This window comes from Rhizobium sp. P40RR-XXII (assembly GCF_012641405.1).
Lineage (GTDB): Bacteria > Pseudomonadota > Alphaproteobacteria > Rhizobiales > Rhizobiaceae > Rhizobium.
This window is the reverse complement of record NZ_JABAII010000008.1, coordinates 190824-209941: the sequence shown is the minus strand read 5'-3', so window position 1 is coordinate 209941 and position 19118 is coordinate 190824. Positions and strand designations below refer to the sequence as shown.

General features: G+C 61.2%; 20 protein-coding genes and 1 pseudogene. 3 read left to right on the top strand and 18 right to left on the bottom strand.

All coding sequences use genetic code 11. The features are described from left to right. Window positions 1-46: 46 nt before the first annotated feature. Together HGP16_RS17605 and HGP16_RS17600 are read right to left on the bottom strand one after the other, a co-directional pair. A complete protein-coding gene (locus HGP16_RS17605; protein ID WP_168841302.1) occupies window positions 47-688 on the bottom strand; it encodes a 5'-methylthioadenosine/S-adenosylhomocysteine nucleosidase in 642 nt (213 codons plus the stop codon). After that, window positions 685-1146: a PaaI family thioesterase gene (locus HGP16_RS17600; protein ID WP_168841301.1), complete on the bottom strand. Its 462-nt coding sequence runs from the start codon at window positions 1144-1146 to the stop codon at window positions 685-687. The genes HGP16_RS17605 and HGP16_RS17600 overlap by 4 nt, the downstream gene beginning before the upstream one ends. Window positions 1147-1308: 162 nt before the next feature. On the opposite strand from HGP16_RS17600, the gene HGP16_RS17595 reads away from it, so the two are divergent. Continuing rightward, window positions 1309-2385: a DUF2252 family protein gene (locus HGP16_RS17595; protein WP_168841300.1), complete on the top strand. Its 1077-nt coding sequence runs from the start codon at window positions 1309-1311 to the stop codon at window positions 2383-2385. Between the two features lie 17 nt (window positions 2386-2402). Here HGP16_RS17595 and HGP16_RS17590 read toward each other — a convergent pair whose 3' ends face one another. Continuing rightward, window positions 2403-3206 (bottom strand): alpha/beta fold hydrolase, encoded by an 804-nt coding sequence (locus tag HGP16_RS17590; protein WP_168841299.1) that lies wholly within the window; start codon window positions 3204-3206, stop codon window positions 2403-2405. A 398-nt stretch (window positions 3207-3604) separates the two neighbouring features. On the opposite strand from HGP16_RS17590, the pseudogene HGP16_RS17585 reads away from it, so the two are divergent. Further along, a pseudogene (locus HGP16_RS17585) lies at window positions 3605-3727 on the top strand (GntR family transcriptional regulator); the annotation flags it as partial. A 17-nt stretch (window positions 3728-3744) separates the two neighbouring features. Here HGP16_RS17585 and HGP16_RS17580 read toward each other — a convergent pair. The 9 genes from HGP16_RS17580 to HGP16_RS17540 form a co-directional block, all read right to left on the bottom strand. Continuing rightward, window positions 3745-4830, bottom strand: coding sequence for a DUF1513 domain-containing protein (locus HGP16_RS17580; protein ID WP_168841298.1), 1086 nt, complete (start codon window positions 4828-4830; stop codon window positions 3745-3747). Between the two features lie 5 nt (window positions 4831-4835). Continuing rightward, a complete protein-coding gene (locus HGP16_RS17575) occupies window positions 4836-5945 on the bottom strand; it encodes an imelysin family protein (protein WP_168841297.1) in 1110 nt (369 codons plus the stop codon). Next, a complete protein-coding gene (locus HGP16_RS17570; RefSeq protein ID WP_168841296.1) occupies window positions 5945-7504 on the bottom strand; it encodes a di-heme oxidoredictase family protein in 1560 nt (519 codons plus the stop codon). The genes HGP16_RS17575 and HGP16_RS17570 overlap by 1 nt, the downstream gene beginning before the upstream one ends. 45 nt (window positions 7505-7549) lie before the next feature. After that, window positions 7550-8836: an imelysin family protein gene (locus HGP16_RS17565; protein WP_168841295.1), complete on the bottom strand. Its 1287-nt coding sequence runs from the start codon at window positions 8834-8836 to the stop codon at window positions 7550-7552. Between the two features lie 198 nt (window positions 8837-9034). Continuing rightward, on the bottom strand, window positions 9035-10324 hold the full coding sequence (locus HGP16_RS17560) for an RsmB/NOP family class I SAM-dependent RNA methyltransferase (RefSeq protein ID WP_168841294.1): 1290 nt from the start codon (window positions 10322-10324) through the stop codon (window positions 9035-9037). Window positions 10325-10535: 211 nt separating this feature from the next. Next, window positions 10536-10904 carry a septal ring lytic transglycosylase RlpA family protein gene (locus HGP16_RS17555; protein ID WP_168841293.1) on the bottom strand — a complete coding sequence of 123 codons (369 nt, stop codon included), beginning with the start codon at window positions 10902-10904 and terminating at the stop codon, window positions 10536-10538. Between the two features lie 397 nt (window positions 10905-11301). Continuing rightward, on the bottom strand, window positions 11302-12174 hold the full coding sequence (locus HGP16_RS17550) for an SDR family oxidoreductase (protein WP_168841292.1): 873 nt from the start codon (window positions 12172-12174) through the stop codon (window positions 11302-11304). Further along, a complete protein-coding gene (gene queG / locus HGP16_RS17545) occupies window positions 12174-13331 on the bottom strand; it encodes a tRNA epoxyqueuosine(34) reductase QueG (RefSeq protein ID WP_168841291.1) in 1158 nt (385 codons plus the stop codon). The genes HGP16_RS17550 and queG overlap by 1 nt, the downstream gene beginning before the upstream one ends. Before the next feature lie 76 nt (window positions 13332-13407). Beyond that, window positions 13408-14100: a glutathione S-transferase family protein gene (locus tag HGP16_RS17540; RefSeq protein WP_168841290.1), complete on the bottom strand. Its 693-nt coding sequence runs from the start codon at window positions 14098-14100 to the stop codon at window positions 13408-13410. Between the two features lie 147 nt (window positions 14101-14247). Here HGP16_RS17540 and HGP16_RS17535 point away from each other — a divergent pair, with 147 nt between their 5' ends. Next, window positions 14248-15048 carry an undecaprenyl-diphosphate phosphatase gene (locus HGP16_RS17535; RefSeq protein WP_168841289.1) on the top strand — a complete coding sequence of 267 codons (801 nt, stop codon included), beginning with the start codon at window positions 14248-14250 and terminating at the stop codon, window positions 15046-15048. A 70-nt stretch (window positions 15049-15118) separates the two neighbouring features. Here the strand turns inward: HGP16_RS17535 and HGP16_RS17530 are convergent, their stop codons facing one another. The 6 genes from HGP16_RS17530 to pmtA form a co-directional block, all read right to left on the bottom strand. After that, entirely contained in the window at window positions 15119-15283 is a 165-nt protein-coding gene (locus tag HGP16_RS17530; RefSeq protein ID WP_168841288.1) for a hypothetical protein, read from the bottom strand. Window positions 15284-15572: 289 nt separating this feature from the next. Beyond that, window positions 15573-16553 carry a complex I NDUFA9 subunit family protein gene (locus HGP16_RS17525; RefSeq protein WP_168841287.1) on the bottom strand — a complete coding sequence of 327 codons (981 nt, stop codon included), beginning with the start codon at window positions 16551-16553 and terminating at the stop codon, window positions 15573-15575. A 112-nt stretch (window positions 16554-16665) separates the two neighbouring features. Next, window positions 16666-16953, bottom strand: a complete 288-nt coding sequence (locus HGP16_RS17520) for a DUF1330 domain-containing protein (protein WP_168841286.1) — start codon at window positions 16951-16953, stop codon at window positions 16666-16668. Window positions 16954-16980: 27 nt separating this feature from the next. After that, on the bottom strand, window positions 16981-17673 hold the full coding sequence (gene pyrF, locus HGP16_RS17515; RefSeq protein WP_168841285.1) for an orotidine-5'-phosphate decarboxylase: 693 nt from the start codon (window positions 17671-17673) through the stop codon (window positions 16981-16983). A gap of 1 nt (window position 17674) precedes the next feature. Then, the gene (locus HGP16_RS17510; protein WP_168841284.1) at window positions 17675-18262 is read right to left on the bottom strand and encodes a histidine phosphatase family protein; all 588 of its coding nucleotides are present in this window, start codon (window positions 18260-18262) and stop codon (window positions 17675-17677) included. A 21-nt stretch (window positions 18263-18283) separates the two neighbouring features. Then, the gene (gene pmtA / locus HGP16_RS17505) at window positions 18284-18877 is read right to left on the bottom strand and encodes a phospholipid N-methyltransferase PmtA (protein ID WP_168841283.1); all 594 of its coding nucleotides are present in this window, start codon (window positions 18875-18877) and stop codon (window positions 18284-18286) included. Window positions 18878-19118: the final 241 nt, after the last annotated feature.

The following is a 19118-nucleotide window of genomic DNA, read 5'->3' as shown; positions in this document are numbered from 1 at the left end:
GATTTTATTGTCCCGATTGTCCTCGATTCCTGTCGTTTCCAGCCTTTTAGAACCAGAATACGCCGTCTTCCAGCGCGGTAAACAGCCCGTCAACGGCGTAGGACAGTTTACGGTCTATGACGTGCAGATATTCCGTCCAGTCGGAAATGTGCTGCAGCTCGACCTGGCCGTCGGAAATGCCCCGCAGGCCGATCAGCGGCAGGCTGTAGATCTGGCAGGCGCGCAGCACCGCGAAGGTTTCCATATCGACCATGTCGGTGCCGATGCGCTCATAGGCTTCCGTGCCGGAGACGATATTGGCGCCCGTCGAAAGGCTGCCCTCTGCCATAGTCGGGATGCGCAACGGCAGCTCGATCGTCGCGGGCAGGTCGAGAAAGGGCGTGCGGCCTTTTTCGAAGCCGAGCGGGGAGGCATCCATGTCGCGGTAGGAAACGGAGGTGACCTGATAGACTTCCGTTTGTTCCAGCTTGGCGGAGCCGGCTGAGCCGAGCGAAACCACGAGATCGGGCAGGTCGCCCTGTGCCTCGAGCTGCGCAAAGGCGCGGGTGAGCGCGATGGCCGCCTCGACCGGGCCGACGCCTGTCATCAGCGGATCGATGCGCGAGCGCAGGAAGGGGCCGTATTCGGCCTCGGCCGCCATGACGAACAGGATCGATTTGCCCGATACCCGCTTCAATTCGAATTTCATCCGCTAATTCCCTCTCTGCCCCGGATGACCATCATCGTTCCTGTCATCGAGGCAATCAGTTTGGCCGGTCCGTCGCCGATGGCGTAGCCGCGGCCGTCGGCGACGATGATCGTCGTGCCGGGCTTGGTGACGTCGCCGCGGAACAGGAAGCGCTCGCCGCGCCCCGGCGACATCAGGTTGACCTTGAATTCGATGGTAAGGATGGATGCTGAAGGGTCGATGACGCTGTAGGCGGCAAAGCCGCAGGCCGAATCCAGCGCCGCGGCAATGATGCCGGCGTGCAGGATGCCGTGCTGCTGCGTCAGCTTCACATCGAACGGCAGCTCGATTTCCACCGTGCCATGTTCGACGCGCGTCAGTTCCGCGCCGATCGTCGCCATCGCCGCCTGCCGCTCGAAGCTCGTTCGGATGCGGGTTCGAAAATCGCCGCTGGTCACCGTGTCATCTGGCCCTGTCATGCCGTCCCCTTTCGCGGGTGCGAAATTGGCATGGAGAGGCCGTTTGGACAAGGGTTATCCGGTGGAAAAGCGGAAGCGTCCCGGCCTGCCTTGCCGACATCGAATTTCCACGATCGGATCACCATGCTATCCCAAGCAATGAAGCTTATCGCGAGGGCTTAGATGACGACGATCCTGCAATCGGTAACGGCCTACGAGACCTGGATGCGGGCGCAGCTCGGCGCAGATCTTGTGGAAGGGGGGCTGGCGAAAAAGCACAAGCTGATGAAGGGCGACAGCTTCTCTTTCCTGCGCGGCACCTATTGGCGCTGGGCCGAGACCATCCTCGACATTTATCCCGACCTCAAGAATGCCCCGCAGCTACTGGCGATCGGCGATACGCATCTCGAAAATTTCGGCACCTGGCGCGATGATGAGGGAAGGCTCGTCTGGGGCGCCAATGATTTCGACGAGGCGGCCGTCATGCCCTATGCGCTCGATCTCGTGCGTCTTGCGGTGAGCGCGATCATGGCGGGCGGTCAAGACGGACCGACGCCGCGCATCGTCGCCGACAGCATTCTGGCAGGCTATCGCCGCGGCTTGCGGCAGCCGTCTCCCGTCGTTCTCGAGCGCGATTACAAATGGCTGCGCAACGCCGTGCTGCTGCCCAATGCCGAGCGCAAGGCTTTCTGGGAAAAATATCGCAGCCTGCCGCCGGCGACCGATCCCGTGGCGGATCGCTATCTCAAGGCGCTACACAAGGCATTGCCGGATCCGGTGACAGCATTCGAGCCGAAGCCGCGTCTGGCCGGTACCGGCAGTCTCGGTCGTCCGCGCTTCGTCGCCTATATCGATTGGCGTGGCGGGCCGGTATTGCGTGAGGTCAAAGCCTTGCTGCAATCCGGCTGGTCGCTGAAGCACGACCCGTCAGACAAGACGATCCGCACGGGGATCATCGCCGGTGGACGGGCGCGTTCGCCCGATCCGCGTTATCAGGTCGCCGGAACCCTATTGGTGCGCCGCCTGTCGCCCAACAGCCGCAAGATCGAAGTCGACGGCGATGCGCAGGTGCTGCTGTCGCCCGACATGCTGGATTTGATGGGCTTCGAGATCGCCAATTGTCACGCCAACGATGCTTCGCTCATCCCAGGCATTCTTGCCGATCTCGATGCTCGAAGATCTGATTGGCTGCGCGCGGCGGCCAAGGCGGCCACCGTCGCGGTCAGTGCGGAACAAGCCGAATTTGCCAGGAAGGGCTGATCCGGCCAGGAGATCGATCAATGCCCGGCGGCTTCCCGGATCAGGCGGGCGATCGTATCGGGATGCGAGATCAGTGAGAGATGGCCGGCCTTCACTTCGATGGTCTTGGCGCCCATGCGCTTGGCCATGAAGCGCTCCAGATCCGGATTGATCGTCCTGTCTTCGGTGGAAACAGCGTACCAGCTTGGCTTGCTGCGCCATGCGGCCTGGGTGGTCTTGCCCGTCAGCAAGGCCTTTTGGAAGGGCTCCTGCACAGCGTAAAGCACCTCTGCCTTGGCTTTGGGCAGGTCGCCGGCGAAGTCGCGCAGGAAAGCTTCCTCGGTCAGCCGCCCTTCATCGCCATCGAAGACGATGCCAGCCGAGGCGGGCGGGGTCGGATATGTCTTGGCGAGCGCCGTATAATCCTCGCCGGCATCCGGTGCGCGGGCCGCGACATAGACGAGCGCGGAAACCTTCGGATGCACGCCGGCTTCGGTAACGAGCATGCCGGAGAAGGAATGGCCGACGAGAACGGTCGGGCCGTCCTGGCGATCGAGAACACGCTGCACTGATGCGACCGCTTCGGGAAGGGTCGTCAACGGGTTCTGCACCGCCGTGCAGTTCAGCCCCTTGGCTTGCAGCCGGGCAATGACCTCGGTCCAGCAGGAGCCGTCTGCGAAAAGTCCATGTGCAAGGACGACGTTGCGGGCCTTCAATGGTGCAGACTTGGCCGCACCTGAGGCCGGAGCCAGGTTGCTGGCGGCCATGCCGCGCGCGGAAATGAGGGAGGCGGCGGCGCCGGCAACAATGGCGGTCGAGAAATTCCGTCTGGTCATCATCATCATCGTGATCCTTATGGTGTTGAGGATAAATGGGCAGCAGAAAGCCATCCGCGCCGAATGTCGGAACGGTGAAGCTTCTGAAATCTTGTATGTCTTAGTGCGGCATCTGACCGAACAAGCGGATCAAATATGACCGATCCTGTATTCCGGTTCAGCGTCGAGATTACCTTGTGTATGCAAAAGCGAGGCTGCTGATTGCTTTTGTATTCTAACTGGCGTTTTTAGTCAATAATTGGATGCGTAACGGTTGCGTGATTGCCTATCTGTATGCAGAAATAATGGGCGGGGGATGTTTTTGCATACAAGCCTTGGTCAGTCCCGGAGTGCTGGGAGTGATGGATGGGTTAGCGTGACGCGGCTGAAGAACGCGAGTTATTGTCCGACCGTATTCGTAGCGTGAAGCCATCATGCAGGTCATCGCGGAGGGAGACGGAGAAATGGCGTCGCGGCGCATGCGGGCGCATATGCTGAATGCGGCGACGGCGTTGCGGCGTTTCATCGAAGCCGGCAAGCTTGCCTAGGCCAGGTCAGCCAACGATCAGCTGCGGGCGATGCGCACGATGTGCTGGTCCCAGGCGACATTGCTGTGCTCGCCGAGGAAATCGCCACCATAGGAGGAAACGGCAAAGCCATGGCGGGCTGGCGCGATGCCGGCCGCATCCACAATGCGTTCCACCTTCAGCACTTTGCCGGTCTTCGCGTCCAGCGTCACCGAGGTCCCTTCGATCGGCGACGTGACGCCGACGAGGTTTTCAGCGCGATTGACGGCGATAGCGCCGACATAATTGCTGAGCGCCCGGGTCGTCTCATCGGGCAGGGTGACGAAGGTCAGGTCCTCGCCCCTCGCGAAATGGCCAACGAGCGGCGGCAGGTCGTTGCGACGGCCCTCATACTGGCAGGCAAACCAGACCCGGCCGCTGGCATCGATGTCGACATGACGGGTCGAGACCTGGGCATATTGCGGCGGCAGGATATGTTTCTCGATCAGCCGACCGGTGGCCGCGTCGATCAGCGTCAGAGACGGTTCCATATGGTCGAGGTTGAGCTTGGTGCGTCCGAAATCCGGATGCGTCTCGATGCCGCCATTGGCGACGATCAGGAACCGGCCATCGTCCGAAACCGTCATGTCGTGCGGGCCGACGCCATAGGTCTCGTACTCGCCGATGCGGGCAAAGCGATTGCTGCTGTCATAGAGCCCGATGATGCCGCGATTAGTGTCGAAATCATTTTCGCTGGCATAGAGCAGCTTGCCGCTGGGCGAAAACGTGCCATGCCCGTAGAAGTGCCGGCCCTCTTTGGCTGATATGACGACCGGCTCGGCCTTGTTCCAGGGATCGAAGATCATCGCATAGGTGCCGGGCCGGCGCGCGAAGGCGACGGTCTTGCCGCTGGCCTTCGAAAAGGCCATGCCATGGGCGCGCGCGGGCAGGGCGACCTGATCGATGATACGGCCCTGTTCGGTCACCGTCGCCACGGCAAAGGAGCCGTCGGCGGCGCGGATGCCGGAGGCATAGACCGCGTCGGCCCGCTCCAGTGCCATCAAGGCACTGGGCTTGAGCGCCGCGAGGAAGGTCAGCCCCGCCGCCTTGACGAAAGCTCTCCGATCGATGAGGCCGCTGCGCATCGCGCTCAGTCTCCATCTGCGAAGGAGAAGCCGGCCGAAAGGCCGATGGCGCCGCCGTAGTCATCGCTGAAGCTGGTGGCGAGGTCGCGGCTGACGGAGAGCAGCTTGTCGATCTTGGCGCGCTCCGCATCGTTGCCGATGGCCGCCTCGATATCCGGATTGATCGTTGTCGCCGTCGTCGCAAGCTCGTTCAGGAGGGCGTCGATCTTGGTGGCGACGGCGCGCTTGTCTGATGGCAGCAGGCTTGCCATGTCGGCCTTTTCCCAGAGCGTCTTCAAGCCTTCGATATTGCCTGATAACGAGGTCCAGGTGTTGGCCGAGCGCCAGTAGATCGCCATCTTCGGCCGTGCTGCCGCCGGGTCGCCCTTATAGAAGGTTTCCAGCCGCTGGTCGCGGACATTGGCAGCTCCATGTACGAGGATGCCCAGCAACGCCGTCACGGCCTCCTTGTTGTCCATGAAGTCATCGCTGGACTTGCCGGGAAACTTCCAGGATTTCTGCACGCCGTCGGCAGCATCCCATTCGTCGGCGATTTCCTTGGCCGTGTTTTCGATATTGCCGGCAACTGCCGTGCCATAGCGGCAACGGAAGCTCTGCTTGTCCTTGCCGAGAACGTCGGAACCGTTGCCGAAGAGCACATATTCCAGCGCCGTCATGCTCATGAGCGCCACGCTCTTGCCGGCGACGGCCTCGACGGTCGTATCCTGCTCGTTCGCTTTGGCGATCAGCGCCTGCACCTGCTTGAGGCCGACCCCCTTGCGGTCGGGGTAGAAGAGGATGTGTTCGAAGCGGTTCTTCTCGATGACGGGGCCGGTATCGACGATCTCGATGCGCGACCAGCTTTTCACCGTATCACCGAAGGCTGATTTGGCACTGGTGAGCGTCGCGTCCGTGGGGTCGGCACAAAGCGCCTTCATTGCCGCCGTCAGCTTCGATGCGGAGCCGTGCATGGCGCGATAGCCAGGGCGGATGACGTCGTCCACCGTCTTCTGCAGGGTGGCCGGCACCGCCGCTTCGTTCAGGCCAGCGCCATTGGTCGCCGTGTCCTCGGCATGGGCAGGCAGGGCCGCAACGGTAAGCAGAAGGGTGGCGGCGAGGCGTTTCCAGTGGCGCATCAAAGAGACTCCAGAAAGTTGATGAGGGCTTGCCGATCGTCCTTCGAAAGACCGGCGAATGCATTGCGGGCTTTTTCCGCCTCTCCTCCATGCCAGAGGATGGCTTCGGTCAGTGTGCCGGCGCGGCCATCATGCAGATAAGCTTGCCGGCCGCTCACCGTCTGCGTCAGGCCTATACCCCAGAGCGGCGGCGTGCGCCAATCGCGACCGGATGCCACGCCCACCTGCTGCCCATCGGAAAGGCCTTCACCCATGTCATGCAGCAGGAAATCGGAATAAGGCCAGATCAGTTGGAAGGCCTGCGGAGAGTCCTTGCCATCGCTGCCCTTGAGATTGTCGCGGGTCACGAATTTCGGCGTGTGGCAGGCCGCACAGCCGGAGCGGTAGAATATCTCCTTGCCGTGCAGCACATCGGGAAAGCTCGCCTTGCGGCGGGCCGGCACGGCGAGATTTTCGGAATAGAAGGTGACGAGCGGAAGGACCGGATCCGGCGCTTCCGTATCGCCCAGCCGCTTCTGCACGCCGTTCGGCATGGCGAGGCAGCGCGGTTCCCTGGACGTGCAATCGCCATAGGCGTTCGGCCGGTCCGGCGTCGAAATGCCGATATCGGCCGAGAAGGCATCCGCAACCTGGTCGCGCACGGTGGCGTTCTGGGCCTTCCAGCCAAAACGGCCGAGCGCGATCTCGCCAGTACGGTGATCGCGGACGATGGCGGGGCGGCCGCGAATGCCGGTGCCTTTCTTGTCGTCCGGGTCGGCATTGGCAAGGATGTCGGCATCCGCAATGGCCTCGATCAGGCCGAGGCCGATCATCGGCGGTGCGATGCGCGCCGAAATCGTCGTCGTCGGGTCGAGCGGCCCATCGGCCAGGTCGCTCACACCGTATGTCGGCTTGCGCAAGGTTACGGTCTCACCGCCCGCAAGCGTCACGGTCTCCACGCTATAGCTGACCGTCACCTTGCCTTCGGCGGCAAGCCCGGGCACGGCGAGATCCTGCAGTTGCGCCCCATAGGTGGAGTCCGGAAAATTCAGCGCATGGAAATCCCTGATCGCCTGCCCCTCTTCCGGCATGACGGCGGTCCGTGCCAGGCGCAGGACCATCGAGGTCGCGGCCGTTGCGGCGACATCGGGCGGATGGCCGCGCCCGTCACGGACGTGACAGCTCTGGCAGGAACGGGCGTTGAACAGCGGTCCCAGCCCGTCGGAAGCCTGCGTCGAAGAGGGAGCCGAAACCCAGAGCTTGCGGAAGAGGGCGTTGCCGAGATGGAAATCCTGTCCGCGCTCCGAGCTCAGATTGGCCGAGGGCTGCGAGAAGATATCGCGGCCGACGGGATCGATCGAGGTCAGCGCGCCGCCCTGCATCGCCTCATAGGGTTCGGCCTTTGAGAAATCCGCGGTCGCGCGGGTCACGTCGTGTACCCGCTTCAGCTGTTCGGCGGAAAGATCGGTACGAACAGTCGGAAAGTCGAGAATACCGGCAGCGGCCAGGGTGATCGAAAAAACCAAAAAACCCGCGGCTAGGGCGGGCAGCAGGGCGCGGTTGGCCGGGATGTTTGTCATGAGTATCGGGGTGGCAGCGCCGTGTGGCGCTGCCACCATCCCTTATTACTTCTTGAAGACGGCGTTAGGATTGTCCAGGCTGTCCGAACCTTCAAGCTTGATCGTGCCGAGATCGAGTGCGGCAATGACGCGCTGAATGCTCTTCGTCTGATCGAGCAGGCCGTCGATAGCCTTCTGAACCGTGGCGTTGCCTTCCTTGTTGCCCTCGCCGATCATCTGGTCGTATTTTTCGACCGTCTCGCCGCGATGCACCAGCGCCTTCATGGCGGCGAGCGTCGTGTCGAGCTTGCCTTCCATTTCCTTGTCGAGTGCTGGATCCTTGGCCTTGACCAGATCGTGCAGCGACGGACCCTTCATCTTGGTGCCGTCGGCGCGAGTGTAATTGCCGGTATAGGCCGCAGCGATGCCCACGGCGTCGCCATTGTGTTCGTTATAGGTATTGTCGGAGAAGCAATCCTGCTCTTCTTCCGGATCGTGCAGCAGCAGGCCGAGCTTCATGCGCTCGCCGGCAAGCTCGCCATACGAGAGCGAGCCCATGCCGGTCAGGATGGCGGTGAGGCCAGCCTTCGGATCGGCTTCGAGATGCTTGGTCGCTTCGCCTTCCGGCGTCCACTTTTCAGTCATGTCCTGCAGATCCGCAACGAGCAGCGTCGAGGCGGACTTCAGATATTCGGCGCGGCGGTCGCAATTGCCATGCGTGCAATTCTTCAGGTCATAGTCGGTTGCCGGGCGTTCGCCGGCGCCCGGTCTGGTGCCGTGCAGGTCCTGACCCCAGAGCAGGAATTCGATGGCGTGGTAGCCGGTCGCGACGTTGGCCTCGACACCGCCAGCCTGATGCAGCGTGCCCGACAGGAATTCCGGCGTCAGATGCGAAGCGTCGACATCCTTGCCGTTGATCTTGATCGTCTTGTTAGCGATGACGTTGGCGACATAGAGCGCGTTCTCGTCGCTTTCCGTGCCGTAGGAGGCGTCGACATAGTCGATCAGGCCTTCATCCAGCGGCCAGGAATTCACCTTGCCTTCCCAGTCGTCGACGATCGGGTTGCCGAAGCGATAGACTTCCGTCTGTGCGTAGGGAGCGCGAGCCTTGATCCAGGCCGCGCGCGCCGTCTTCAGCGTCTTGTCGCTCGGGTTGGCAAGCAGGGCATCGATCGCCTTGTCGAGCGTCTTCGCAGTCGTCAGCGAGTCCTGATATTTGGCATGAGCAAGCTCGGCATAGTGCTTGAGAACGGCAGCCGGTTCAGGGGCGGCGGCAAGGGCGGGCGGGCCGGACGCAACGGTTGTGGCAACGGCCACCGCGAGCACGGCGCCAAAATTGATCTTAAATTTCATGTTCCTCTCCTGGTGACGGCGGGGGCACCGTCAAAAACTTGGCGTTTTGTGTCATGTATGAAAAATAAACTTGTGTCAAACGCTCTAGTTTAGAACGGTTTTAAGGCTGGCGCTGATGAATATCGGCCCTGAGAGTGGGATCGAGCGTCGAAAAAGCAGAATCCGCCCGGCGTCGGTCACGGGCGAATTGATTTAGCCTTATCCCTTCCGCTTCAGGCGGCAGAAGAAGAAGCCGTCCGTATCGGTGGAGGCAGGTGTCAGCGTGATGGTTCGGCCGTCCGAGGATAGCGGCTGCGGCGTCTCCCTGCCGAACAGCTTTTCCCAGGAACTCAGGGCTTCGACGACCTCGAAATCCGGATTGAGGCTGGCAAAACGGTTAGCCTGCGCTTCGTTTTCTTCCGGCAGGACCGAACAGGTGACGTAAAGGAGAGCTCCACCGGGGCGGACGAATTCGCTGGCCTGGGTCAGAGCTTCCTGCTGCTGGCTGGTTCGCTCGTCAAGGTTCTTCTGCGTCAGCCGCCATTTCGTGTCGGGACGACGGCGCCATGTGCCCGTACCGGTGCAGGGGGCATCGACGAGAACCTTGTCGAACTTGGCGCGCAGCGCCAGCAAGGCATTGCGTTCGTCATGGACCTGAACGTTGCGGGTTCCGGCCCGCTTCAGCCGCTCGATGATCGGCGCCAGCCGTCGGCGATCGCTGTCATAGGCGTGGACCTGACCCTTGTTGTGCATGGCGGCCGACATGGCGAGCGTCTTTCCGCCGCCGCCGGCGCAATAATCGAGCACCTGATCGCCTTCCTCGGGCAGGACCAGATCGGCGACGATCTGCGAGCCCTCGTCCTGCACCTCGAACCAGCCCTTCTGGAAGGAAAGCTCGGCGGTGACATTCGGCAGGCGCGATGCGCCTTCACCAGCGGGAATGCGGATGCCGAAACGGGCGATCTTCGATGCCTGCGCGCCTGCTCGTTCCAGCGCCTTCACGACCTTGGCGCGATCCGCCTTCAGGGCGTTGGCGCGAAGGTCGAGTGTGGGACGTTCGGAAAGAGCCTGCGCCTCGGAGAGCCAGTCATCGCCGAATGCGTGCTGGAATGAGGTCTCGACCCATTCGGGAATATCGCCCTGGATGTGAAGCGGAGCGTCTTCGAGCTTGCGGGCGGCAAAGGCCGCCAGCGCCTCGGCACTCGGCGCTTCGGGGGCAAATTTATCGCCGTCGAGTTCTGTGGCCAGCGTCTCGGGGGTCAGTCCCCATTGGCGAAAAAGCACGGCATGGGCAAGTGCCGAGGGGCTGTCGTCACCCATCAGCCAGGCATGGGAGAGCCGCATGCGCAGAGCGTCGTAGACGATGTTGCCGATCGCGGCCCTGTCGCCGGAACCGGCGAAGCGATGGGCAAGGCCCCAATCCTTCAGGGCGTCAGCCACCGGTCGCTTGCGCGCTTCGATATCGGCAAGAACTTCGATGGCCCCCTGCAATCGGCCGCCCAGACGCATTCACACTCTCCTGCTCGCGCACCGCCCCGAACTCAGCGGAGTTTACCGGGAAGCGTTGCGCCCTATCAAAATCGCTGACGCCTCATCAATCCGCGCGAAGAATACACATGGCGGCGGATTATTGAGACGTCCCAACCGCGTCGTAGCCGCGATTGACGGAGAGAGCAAGCGTCGCGCCGAAATGCCTGATGGTTCCGGCTTGATCGAGCGATTACTTCGAGGCGACGACGTCGTAGCAAACCTTGGCGGTGCCGGAGGCAACCATGCCGATATTCTGTGCTGCGGCGCGCGAGAGATCGAGAACGCGGCCGTGAATGAAGGGTCCGCGGTCATTGATGCGAACGACGACGCTACGACCGTTGTGCTTGTTGGTGACCCGCAGGCGCGTGCCGAAAGCAAGCGAGCGATGGGCTGCAGTAAGATTTCCGGAACTCATGCGTTCCCCGGAAGCAGTTTTGGAGCTTCCGCCATACCAGGAAGCGCCCCCGCATCCGGCGGATGCAGATGCCGGTGTCGAAACGACAGCAATGGAGGCAGATATAGTTGCGGCGATTGCCAAAGAACGTGCGATTTTCTTCAAACCAATTTTTCCCTCAAGCTATTGAACTTGCGCCCTGGGTAGGCGGCGGGGGCTTAAATCCGGCCAAAAATGGCGAAAAAGTGCCTCTTTCAATCACGGAATATTACATGGTGTAACATTTGCGGATCAAAGCAAATACCAGGACTATTCGGGGACTTTGCTTGGTTCTGGAAAAAACCTAATAAAATCAGTTAAAAATGGAACGATTTTTCTCGCGGTCATGCTGCATCGCGAAAGATCACGAAAATCGGAAAAATAATTTTCCGGCTTTGCCATAATTGCTGCCGCATTTGTGCAATTTTAGAGGTCGTTAACCATAAATGCGGAGTAAATTGAACTAGCCAAGCCGGCTAAGTAGGAATTTTCGTGCGATTTTCTCTGTGCGGAGAGCGGCAGTTTAGCCGCGCCAGCGTCCGGACGACCAGAGTTCGGCAAGCGACATGCGGTATTCCGGATAGCGGAAGGCGAAGCCGAGTGAACGCAACTTCTTGTTCGAAACGCGCTTGTTCTCGCCATAGAAGGAGCGCGCCATCGGCGTCAGCTCGGCTGTCTCGAAAGCCTGCTCCGGCGGCGGCTCGACACCCATGAGCCGGGCGGCCTCGGCAATCACATCCTGCGGCGGCGCCGGCTCGTCGTCGGTGACATTATATATGCCGCCGACCTTGCGATCGGACAGGAAGCGGGCGCAGGCGCCGATATCCTCGACGCGGATACGGTTGAACACCTGGTTCGCCTTGATCAGCCGCCGCGCCGTACCCTTTTCCAGATTGCAGAAGGCATTGCGGCCGGGGCCGTAGATGCCGGAAAGCCTGAGCACGGCGACGGGAAGATCGAGCCTGATGCCGGCGCGCAGCCAGCCATCTTCCGCCTCGACGCGCTCGACGGAGCGGTCCGCGATCGGATGCAGCGAGGTCTGCTCGCTGACCCAGGCGCCCTTGTGATCGCCATAGACGCCGACGGTCGAGAGATAGCAGATCCATTCCAGCTTCGGCATCAGCGCTTTGAGATTGAGCTGCGCCAGCCGCAGCAGCGGATCGCCCGCTTTCCCCGGCGCGATCGATTGCACCAGATGCGTCGCTGTGGTCATTGTCTCAGCCAGAGCGGGGTCGAGCGTCTCCCCGTCGAAGACAAAGGCCTCGATGCCTTCCTTCGTCAGCAGCTCCGCCTTGTCGGCGGAGCGGGTCGTACCTGTGATGCGAATGCCGGAGCCGGCGAAAGCCTTGGCGATCGCCGTTCCGGAATAGCCGCAGCCGAAAATCATCACATGCATCATAGAACTCCAGCCAATGTCCATTCCGCGCGAACCTCTTCGTCCGCCTCGTCATCTCTTTCTGCCGCAAATGCACGGAACTCGCCAGCCGTCATCAGCTGCGATAAGGCCCAGACGGCCATTCCGCGCACGACGGGCGAGGGATCCGCGGCCAATTCGCGACATCTTTCTATAAAGGCGCGCTCGCCGGAATTGCCGGCCGCGATGAGGACATTGCGGATGAACCGGTCGCGGCCGATGCGCTTGACCGGCGAGCCGCTGAAGAATGCGCGGAATGCCACGTCGTCGAGATCAAGAAGGAAGGCGATCGATGGCTCCTTCAGGTCTTCCCGTGCCACCAGCTTCATTTCCGAGGCGGCGCTTGCGAACTTGTTCCATGGACAGGCGGCAAGACAATCGTCGCAGCCATAGATGCGGTTGCCGATCAATGGTCGAAGCTGCGGATCGATCGGCCCCTTGTGCTCGATGGTCAGATAGGAAATGCAGCGGCGCGCATCGAGCTGGTAGGGCGCAGGGAAGGCGGCGGTTGGACAGACGTCGAGGCAGGCCCGGCAGGAGCCGCAATGGTCGATCTCGGGCTGATCCGACTCGAGATCGGCCGTGGTGAACATCGAGCCGAGGAACAGCCAGGAGCCGAAGGCGCGGCTGACGAGATTGGTGTGCTTGCCCTGCCAGCCGAGACCGGCCGTGGCCGCCAGCGGCTTCTCCATGACCGGCGCGGTATCGACGAAGACCTTGACGTCCTCCTTCGAGCGCGCGGCAAAGCGGGTGGCGATTTCCTTCAGCCGTCCCTTGATGATGTCATGATAGTCGCGGTTTCGCGCGTAGACGGAGATCGCAGCCTTGTCCTTTTTCTCCAGGATGCCGCGCGGATCTTCATCAGGCCCATAGTTGAGGCCGAAGACGACAATGGAGCGCGTCTCGCTCCAGAGCACGCGCGGATCGCTACGCCTTTCGCGCGTCTCCTCCATCCAGCCCATGGTGCCGTGATGGCCCTTGTCGAGAAACTGGCCGAGCCGGACAGCGGCCTCGGGAATGGCGTCCGGTTTGGTGATGCGACAGAGATCGAAGCCTTGGGCGCGCGCTTCCTCCCGCAGGAAAGCCGTCAACGTGCTTCTGCGCTTGTCCGCTTTTTCCGTTTCGCAATCATCGGGCATACTGGGCCCTCGTCATAGCAATTCCAGGAAAAGTGCGTTAGCGGGTTTCTATTCGGAATCGCGTGAAAAAAGTGATCTAGAAATCCAGATCGGCGTAGTGCGAAACCGGAGTGACACCGCGCACGCGCTCCGCCAGGATCGGTCGGAAGGACGGGCGCGACTTCAGACGCTGATACCATTCCTTGGCGATCGGCGATTCCGTCCAGTCGATTTCACCCAAATAATCTAGCACGGAAACCGAGGCTGCGGCGGCAAGATCGGCATAGCTGAGCCGCTCGCCGGCGAGCCACTGACGGGAGCCCGCGAGCCAGGACAGATATTTCATGTGCTGGCGGATATTGCCGCGCGCCATGCGCATTACCTTGGAATCGGGCGCGCCGCCGCCCTGCTCGGCGGTCATCTGCAGCTTGAACACGCGCTCGCGCGTCAGCGGACGGGTGACGTCCTGCTCCATCTTCTGCATGAACCATTCCGTCAGCCGGCGGATCTCGGCGCGCTGGAACGGATCTTCGGCCAGCAGCCGACGATCGCGCTTCAGAACACCGTGCGTCTCGTCGAGATATTCGGAAATCACGGTCGCGCCACAGAGCGCCCGCATGCTGTCATCGACATAGACAGGCAGGGTGCCGGCGGGGTTGAGCGCCAGGAAGTCGCGTCGCTTTTCCCAGGTCTGCTCCTCGATCAGTTCCGTCTGATAGCCGTATTCGGTCAGGATCAGACGAACGAACCGTGAGGAGGATGACATCGGATGGTGATACAGCGTCGGCATTGGTACTCGGGTGTTTCTGATTGATGCTACGGAGTTTTGGTCGCTATTCTGCGACCCTAGTCATTTGTCATCGGTTGAAGCTATAGGATCTTGGCCTAGTTTGCACAAGCGAATCGGGCCGCCCGGCCGTTTGACAAAGGACACGATATGGCTGAACAAATTATTATCGCGCTGGTTTTGGGCCTCGTGGAGGGGCTTACGGAGTTCATTCCGGTCTCCTCGACGGGCCATTTGATATTGCTCGGACATTTTCTCGGCTTCAAGGAAGCCGCTACTTTCGATGTTTTGATCCAGCTCGGTGCGATTCTCGCCATCCTGCTTGTCTACTTCAATCGGCTCGTCCAGATCGCCAAGGCACTGCCCGTCAGTGTCAAGGCCCGCCACTTCGTGCTGGCCGTCCTGTTCGGCTTCCTGCCGGCCGCCGTCATCGGCGCTCTCGCGCATGATTTCATCAAGACCGTGCTGTTCGACTCGCCGAAGGTCATCTGTATCTCGCTGATTCTTGGCGGCATCGTCCTGCTTGTCATCGACAAGATCGAGTTCAAGCCGAAATACACCAGCGCCTATGAATTCTCCTGGCCGATGGCAATCAAGATCGGTTTCTTCCAGTGCCTGGCCATGATTCCCGGAACCTCGCGTTCCGGTTCCACCATCGTCGGCGCGCTCCTGCTCGGCGCCGACAAGCGCTCCGCCGCCGAATTTTCCTTCTTCCTCGCCATGCCGACAATGGCGGGCGCCTTTGCGCTCGATCTCTGGAAGAGCCGTCACGATCTGAGCATGGATCAGGGGCTGCTGATCGTCGTCGGCTTCTTTACCGCCTTCATCTCGGCGCTGTTCGTGGTGCGCGCACTGCTCGATTTCGTCTCGCGTCGTGGCTACGCCCCCTTTGCATGGTGGCGCATCATCATCGGCGTACTCGGCCTGATCGGTCTTTACACGATCGGCTGAGGCGCATCGCCTGACGTCAAGATACCGAAGAACACGAAGGCCGGTGAGAACCGGCCTTTTCCGTGCCCGGTCAGTTCGAAGAGGACGTGTCGATAGAGCCCGTGGTGCAGGGATCGACGCCGTAGGTCGGCGCACATTCGCCCTTTACCGAGGCGATGCTGCCGCGGGCTACGAAAGAGCCGGCGAGAATCACCAATGCCGCGCACGCAAACAAAAGCGCGATAGACTTGCCCATCGAAAAATGCCTTTCCGCAGAAGTGTGAAGCGCGCCGCAGACCGGTTCATTGTCCAAGCCTGAGACGCGCGGCTGTGTTAGTCAGTGAGATGAGCAATAGCAATAAATGTTCATGTTAAATTTGACGTTAATGCTACTATTTCCACAGTGCGTCTTTTAGGCAACGCTAAGCTGTGAATGAGAGCGGGATTGCGGGGCACACACAAGCGTTTACCGCGGCATTCGAACGATAAAAAACGCCGCTCGGCAGAGCCGGCGGCGTTTTGAATTTCACTGAATTGCCGAATCGTCAGGCAGCCTTGCCGGAACCGGTGAACTGACCCTGCCGACGATAGCGGACGAGATAGGACGGCAGCACGGAGGCAAGCAGCGTCGGCAGCAGGCCGATGCCTTTCAGCGTGCGTCCTTCCGTTTCCGCCTGCTTGGAAACCACGTTGTCGCTCTTCAGCAGCGTGACCTGATCGGAAGTGATCGGCGGGGTGATGAGCGGCACCAGCGAAGCGACCGAGCCGATCAGCGAGGCGATGCCGAACGGAATGGAGACGAGCGACTTCTTCCGGTTGATGACGGCAAGCGTGGTCTCGAGACATTCGCGAAAGGACAACACTTCCGGGCCGCCGAGTTCATAGGTCGTGCCGGCCTTCAGCTTGCCGTCGACGCTACGGGCAACGGTCTCGGCGATATCCTGGACATAGACCGGCTGGAATTTCGTCTTGCCGCCACCGATCAGCGGCAGGAAGGGTGCCGTGCGCGACATGTCGGCAAATTTGTTGAAGAAGCTATCTTCGGGGCCGAAGACGATCGAGGGGCGCAGGATGATTGCGTCCGGCTTGATCGACAGGATGGCGGTTTCAGCGCGAGCCTTGGTGCGGGCATAGGCCGAAGGCGAATTGGCATCGGCACCGAGGGCGGAAATATGCGTCAGCGATGCACCGGCGCCGCGTGCGGCCTCAGCGATCGCCTTGGCGCCGAATTCCTGCACGGCGTCGAAGGTGTTGCGGCCGCTTTCGGCGAGGATGCCGACGCAGTTGACGACATGCTGCGCGCCTTCGACCGCACGGTCGATCGAGTTGCGGTAGCGCACATTGGCCTGGACGATCGAAATCTGGCCGAGATTGCCGAGCGGCTGCAGGAAGCCGGCAAGATCGGGACGGCGCACGGCAACGCGGATGCGATAGCCGCGCTTGGCGAGCGCACGCACGACATGCCGCCCGATGAAGCCCGATCCTCCGAACACGGTAACGAGCGGTGGGAGGTTGGACAGGGTCATGGCAGGCTCCTCGAAAGGCTTTGATTGGGCTGATCTGGTTTCGTCTTAGCCGATCCGGGCGCCGAGGTGAAGTGCTATCGCGCTGCGTTGCGGCGTCGCGTTTTCAAAGGGTTTAAACCCCTTCGACGACGACCATTTCAGCATCCGCCACCTGCTGCCGGATTTTGGCGGCGATCTGGTATTCCGGCGAATTGTAGCAATCGACGGCGTGCTGCAGCGACGGAAATTCGATGACGACATTGCGGCCGCGCGCCGGTCCCTCAAGCGGCGTGAACGCACCGCCGCGCGCGAGGAAATTCGCGCCGTATTTCTCGAAGGCCGGCTTCGCGGCGGCGACGTAGTCCTTGTAGCGCTCGGGGTCGCGGACATCCACGCGCGCGATCCAATATCCCTTTGCCATGTTTTCCTCCCTGCGTGTTTCGGTATCTTAGAGCGCGGAGTCCATCTCGGCGAGGATGGCGCGTGCGGCCTCCTTCGGATCGATCGCCTTGACGATTGGTCTTGCGACGACGAGGTGGCTCGATCCGGCCTTGATGGCGTCTGCCGGCGTCATCACCCGCTTCTGGTCGCCTTTGTCGCTGCCGGCTGGCCGGATGCCAGGGGTCACCAGCGCCATGTCAGGCCCGATGATCTTGCGGACGGCGGAGGACTCCTCCGCTGAACAGACGATGCCGCCCATGCCGGCGAGATGCGCCTGTTCGGCCCGGCGCAGCACTAGCGTATGCGGATCATATTCATAACCGGCGGCGATGAGATCCCCTTCGTCCATCGAGGTCAGCACGGTGACGCCGAGCAGGCATAGGTCGGACCCCTTGGCAGCCTCGACGGCCGCCTTCATCGCTTTCGGATAGGCGTGCAGCGTCAGCATCGACATGCCCATCTTGACGATATTCTCCACGCCGGAGGCCACCGTGTTGTCGATGTCGAGCAGCTTCATATCGAGGAAGATCTTTTTGCCGCTGGCGGCGAGATCGCGGGCGAACTCCAGCCCGCCGGCAAAGGCGAGCTGATAGCCGATCTTGTAGTAGAGGATGTCATCGCCGAGGGCGCCGACCACTTTTTCGGCCTCCTGAAGGTTTGGAACATCCAGTCCAACGATCAAGCGGTCGCGTGCGGTCATCTCAAGCCCATCCCATCCAATCTTCCATGGGTGTCCAGTCGCATGAGACGGCGCGCTTCGCAAGATCGAAACAGAAAAGATTGCCGCCGCCCGGCGGCTGGTCGCCCTGGCGCGCGATCGGTTTGCCCTCGAGGTGGCATTTCAGCAGCGTGCCGACGCCGCCATGGCCGACGAATGCGATCGGCACCTGCGGGTCGTGTCGTGCGAGAACGGCGTCGACATGGGAGACGATCCTTGCCTGCGCGTCGATGGCACGCTCCCAGCCCTTGAAGCTTTCATGCGGATGGGCAAAGAACCAGTCGGCCGCCTTCTCGAACTCCGGTGGGGCCAGGAAGCCCGTGGCGCTGCGGTCGTTTTCATGCATGGCCTCGATGATTTCGATCGGCGCGCCGCTTGCCGTCGCCAAAGCTTCGGCCGTTTCGATCGCCTTGCGTTCGCCGCTGGAGACGATCAGGCCAAGCTCGCGTGCCCAAGGTCGGCTCGCCGCCAGCCGCGCCCGCTCGGCGCCTATTTCGGACAAGCCCCACTCCGGCACAGGCACGGCAGGGTCGATGCGCACCTGCGGGTGCGTAATATAAAGAGCGTACATGGAATTGTCCCAGCGATTGCCTCAGCCGCGGCTGTAGACCCAGAGCTGGGCCGGGGGAATGTTGCGGACGATGAAGTCGTAGTGGCGGATATGGTAGCGGTCCGGCTTGGCGATGATCGGCGAAACCGGCCCGTAGGAGATCTGCACTACCGGGCGGCCTGGCGGCATGCGGTCCAGCAGGCTTTCCAGCAATGCGACGCGCGCCTTCATCGGAAAATTGAGGAGAGGGATACCCGACACGACAGAATCGAAGGTCTGGCCACGCAGCACGCCAAGCGTCGTATCGAGATCGAAGGCATCGCCATTGATGAAGTGGACGCCGGGGTAAAGCTTGACGAGATGATTGTAGAAATCGGTCGAATATTCGACGGCGACGAGATTTTGCGGCTCGACGCCGCGTGCCAGGATCGCCTTGGTGATGGCACCGGTTCCCGGCCCGAGCTCCAGTACGGGCAGGCCGGATTGCGTGTTGACGACGCTCGCCATCTTGCGGGCTGTAATCGATGAGGTGGGAACGATCGACCCCACCGTCTTCGGCCCTTGCATCATGCCTTTGAAGAAACGGATCTCCTCGTCGAACTTCTTGCCCAGCCGTTCCTTGAGACGCAGCGCCATGTTCTCCCCCACCAGATGTTACGGTCGCGACTTACATATCGCTTCTCTAAAATCTTGCAATGCGATGACGCAATAACAAGAGAAAATGTCGCAATTCACAAAGGATCAAATAAAAGCGCCCTTGCGTTGTATAAACGCATGAAAGGGCGCTTTGGTTTCGCTGAAGCCGGGTGATTTTAGGTCTGTTCGACCCAAAACCATCCTGCTCATGAATCAAAAAAGTGGAGCATGATATCGTCCG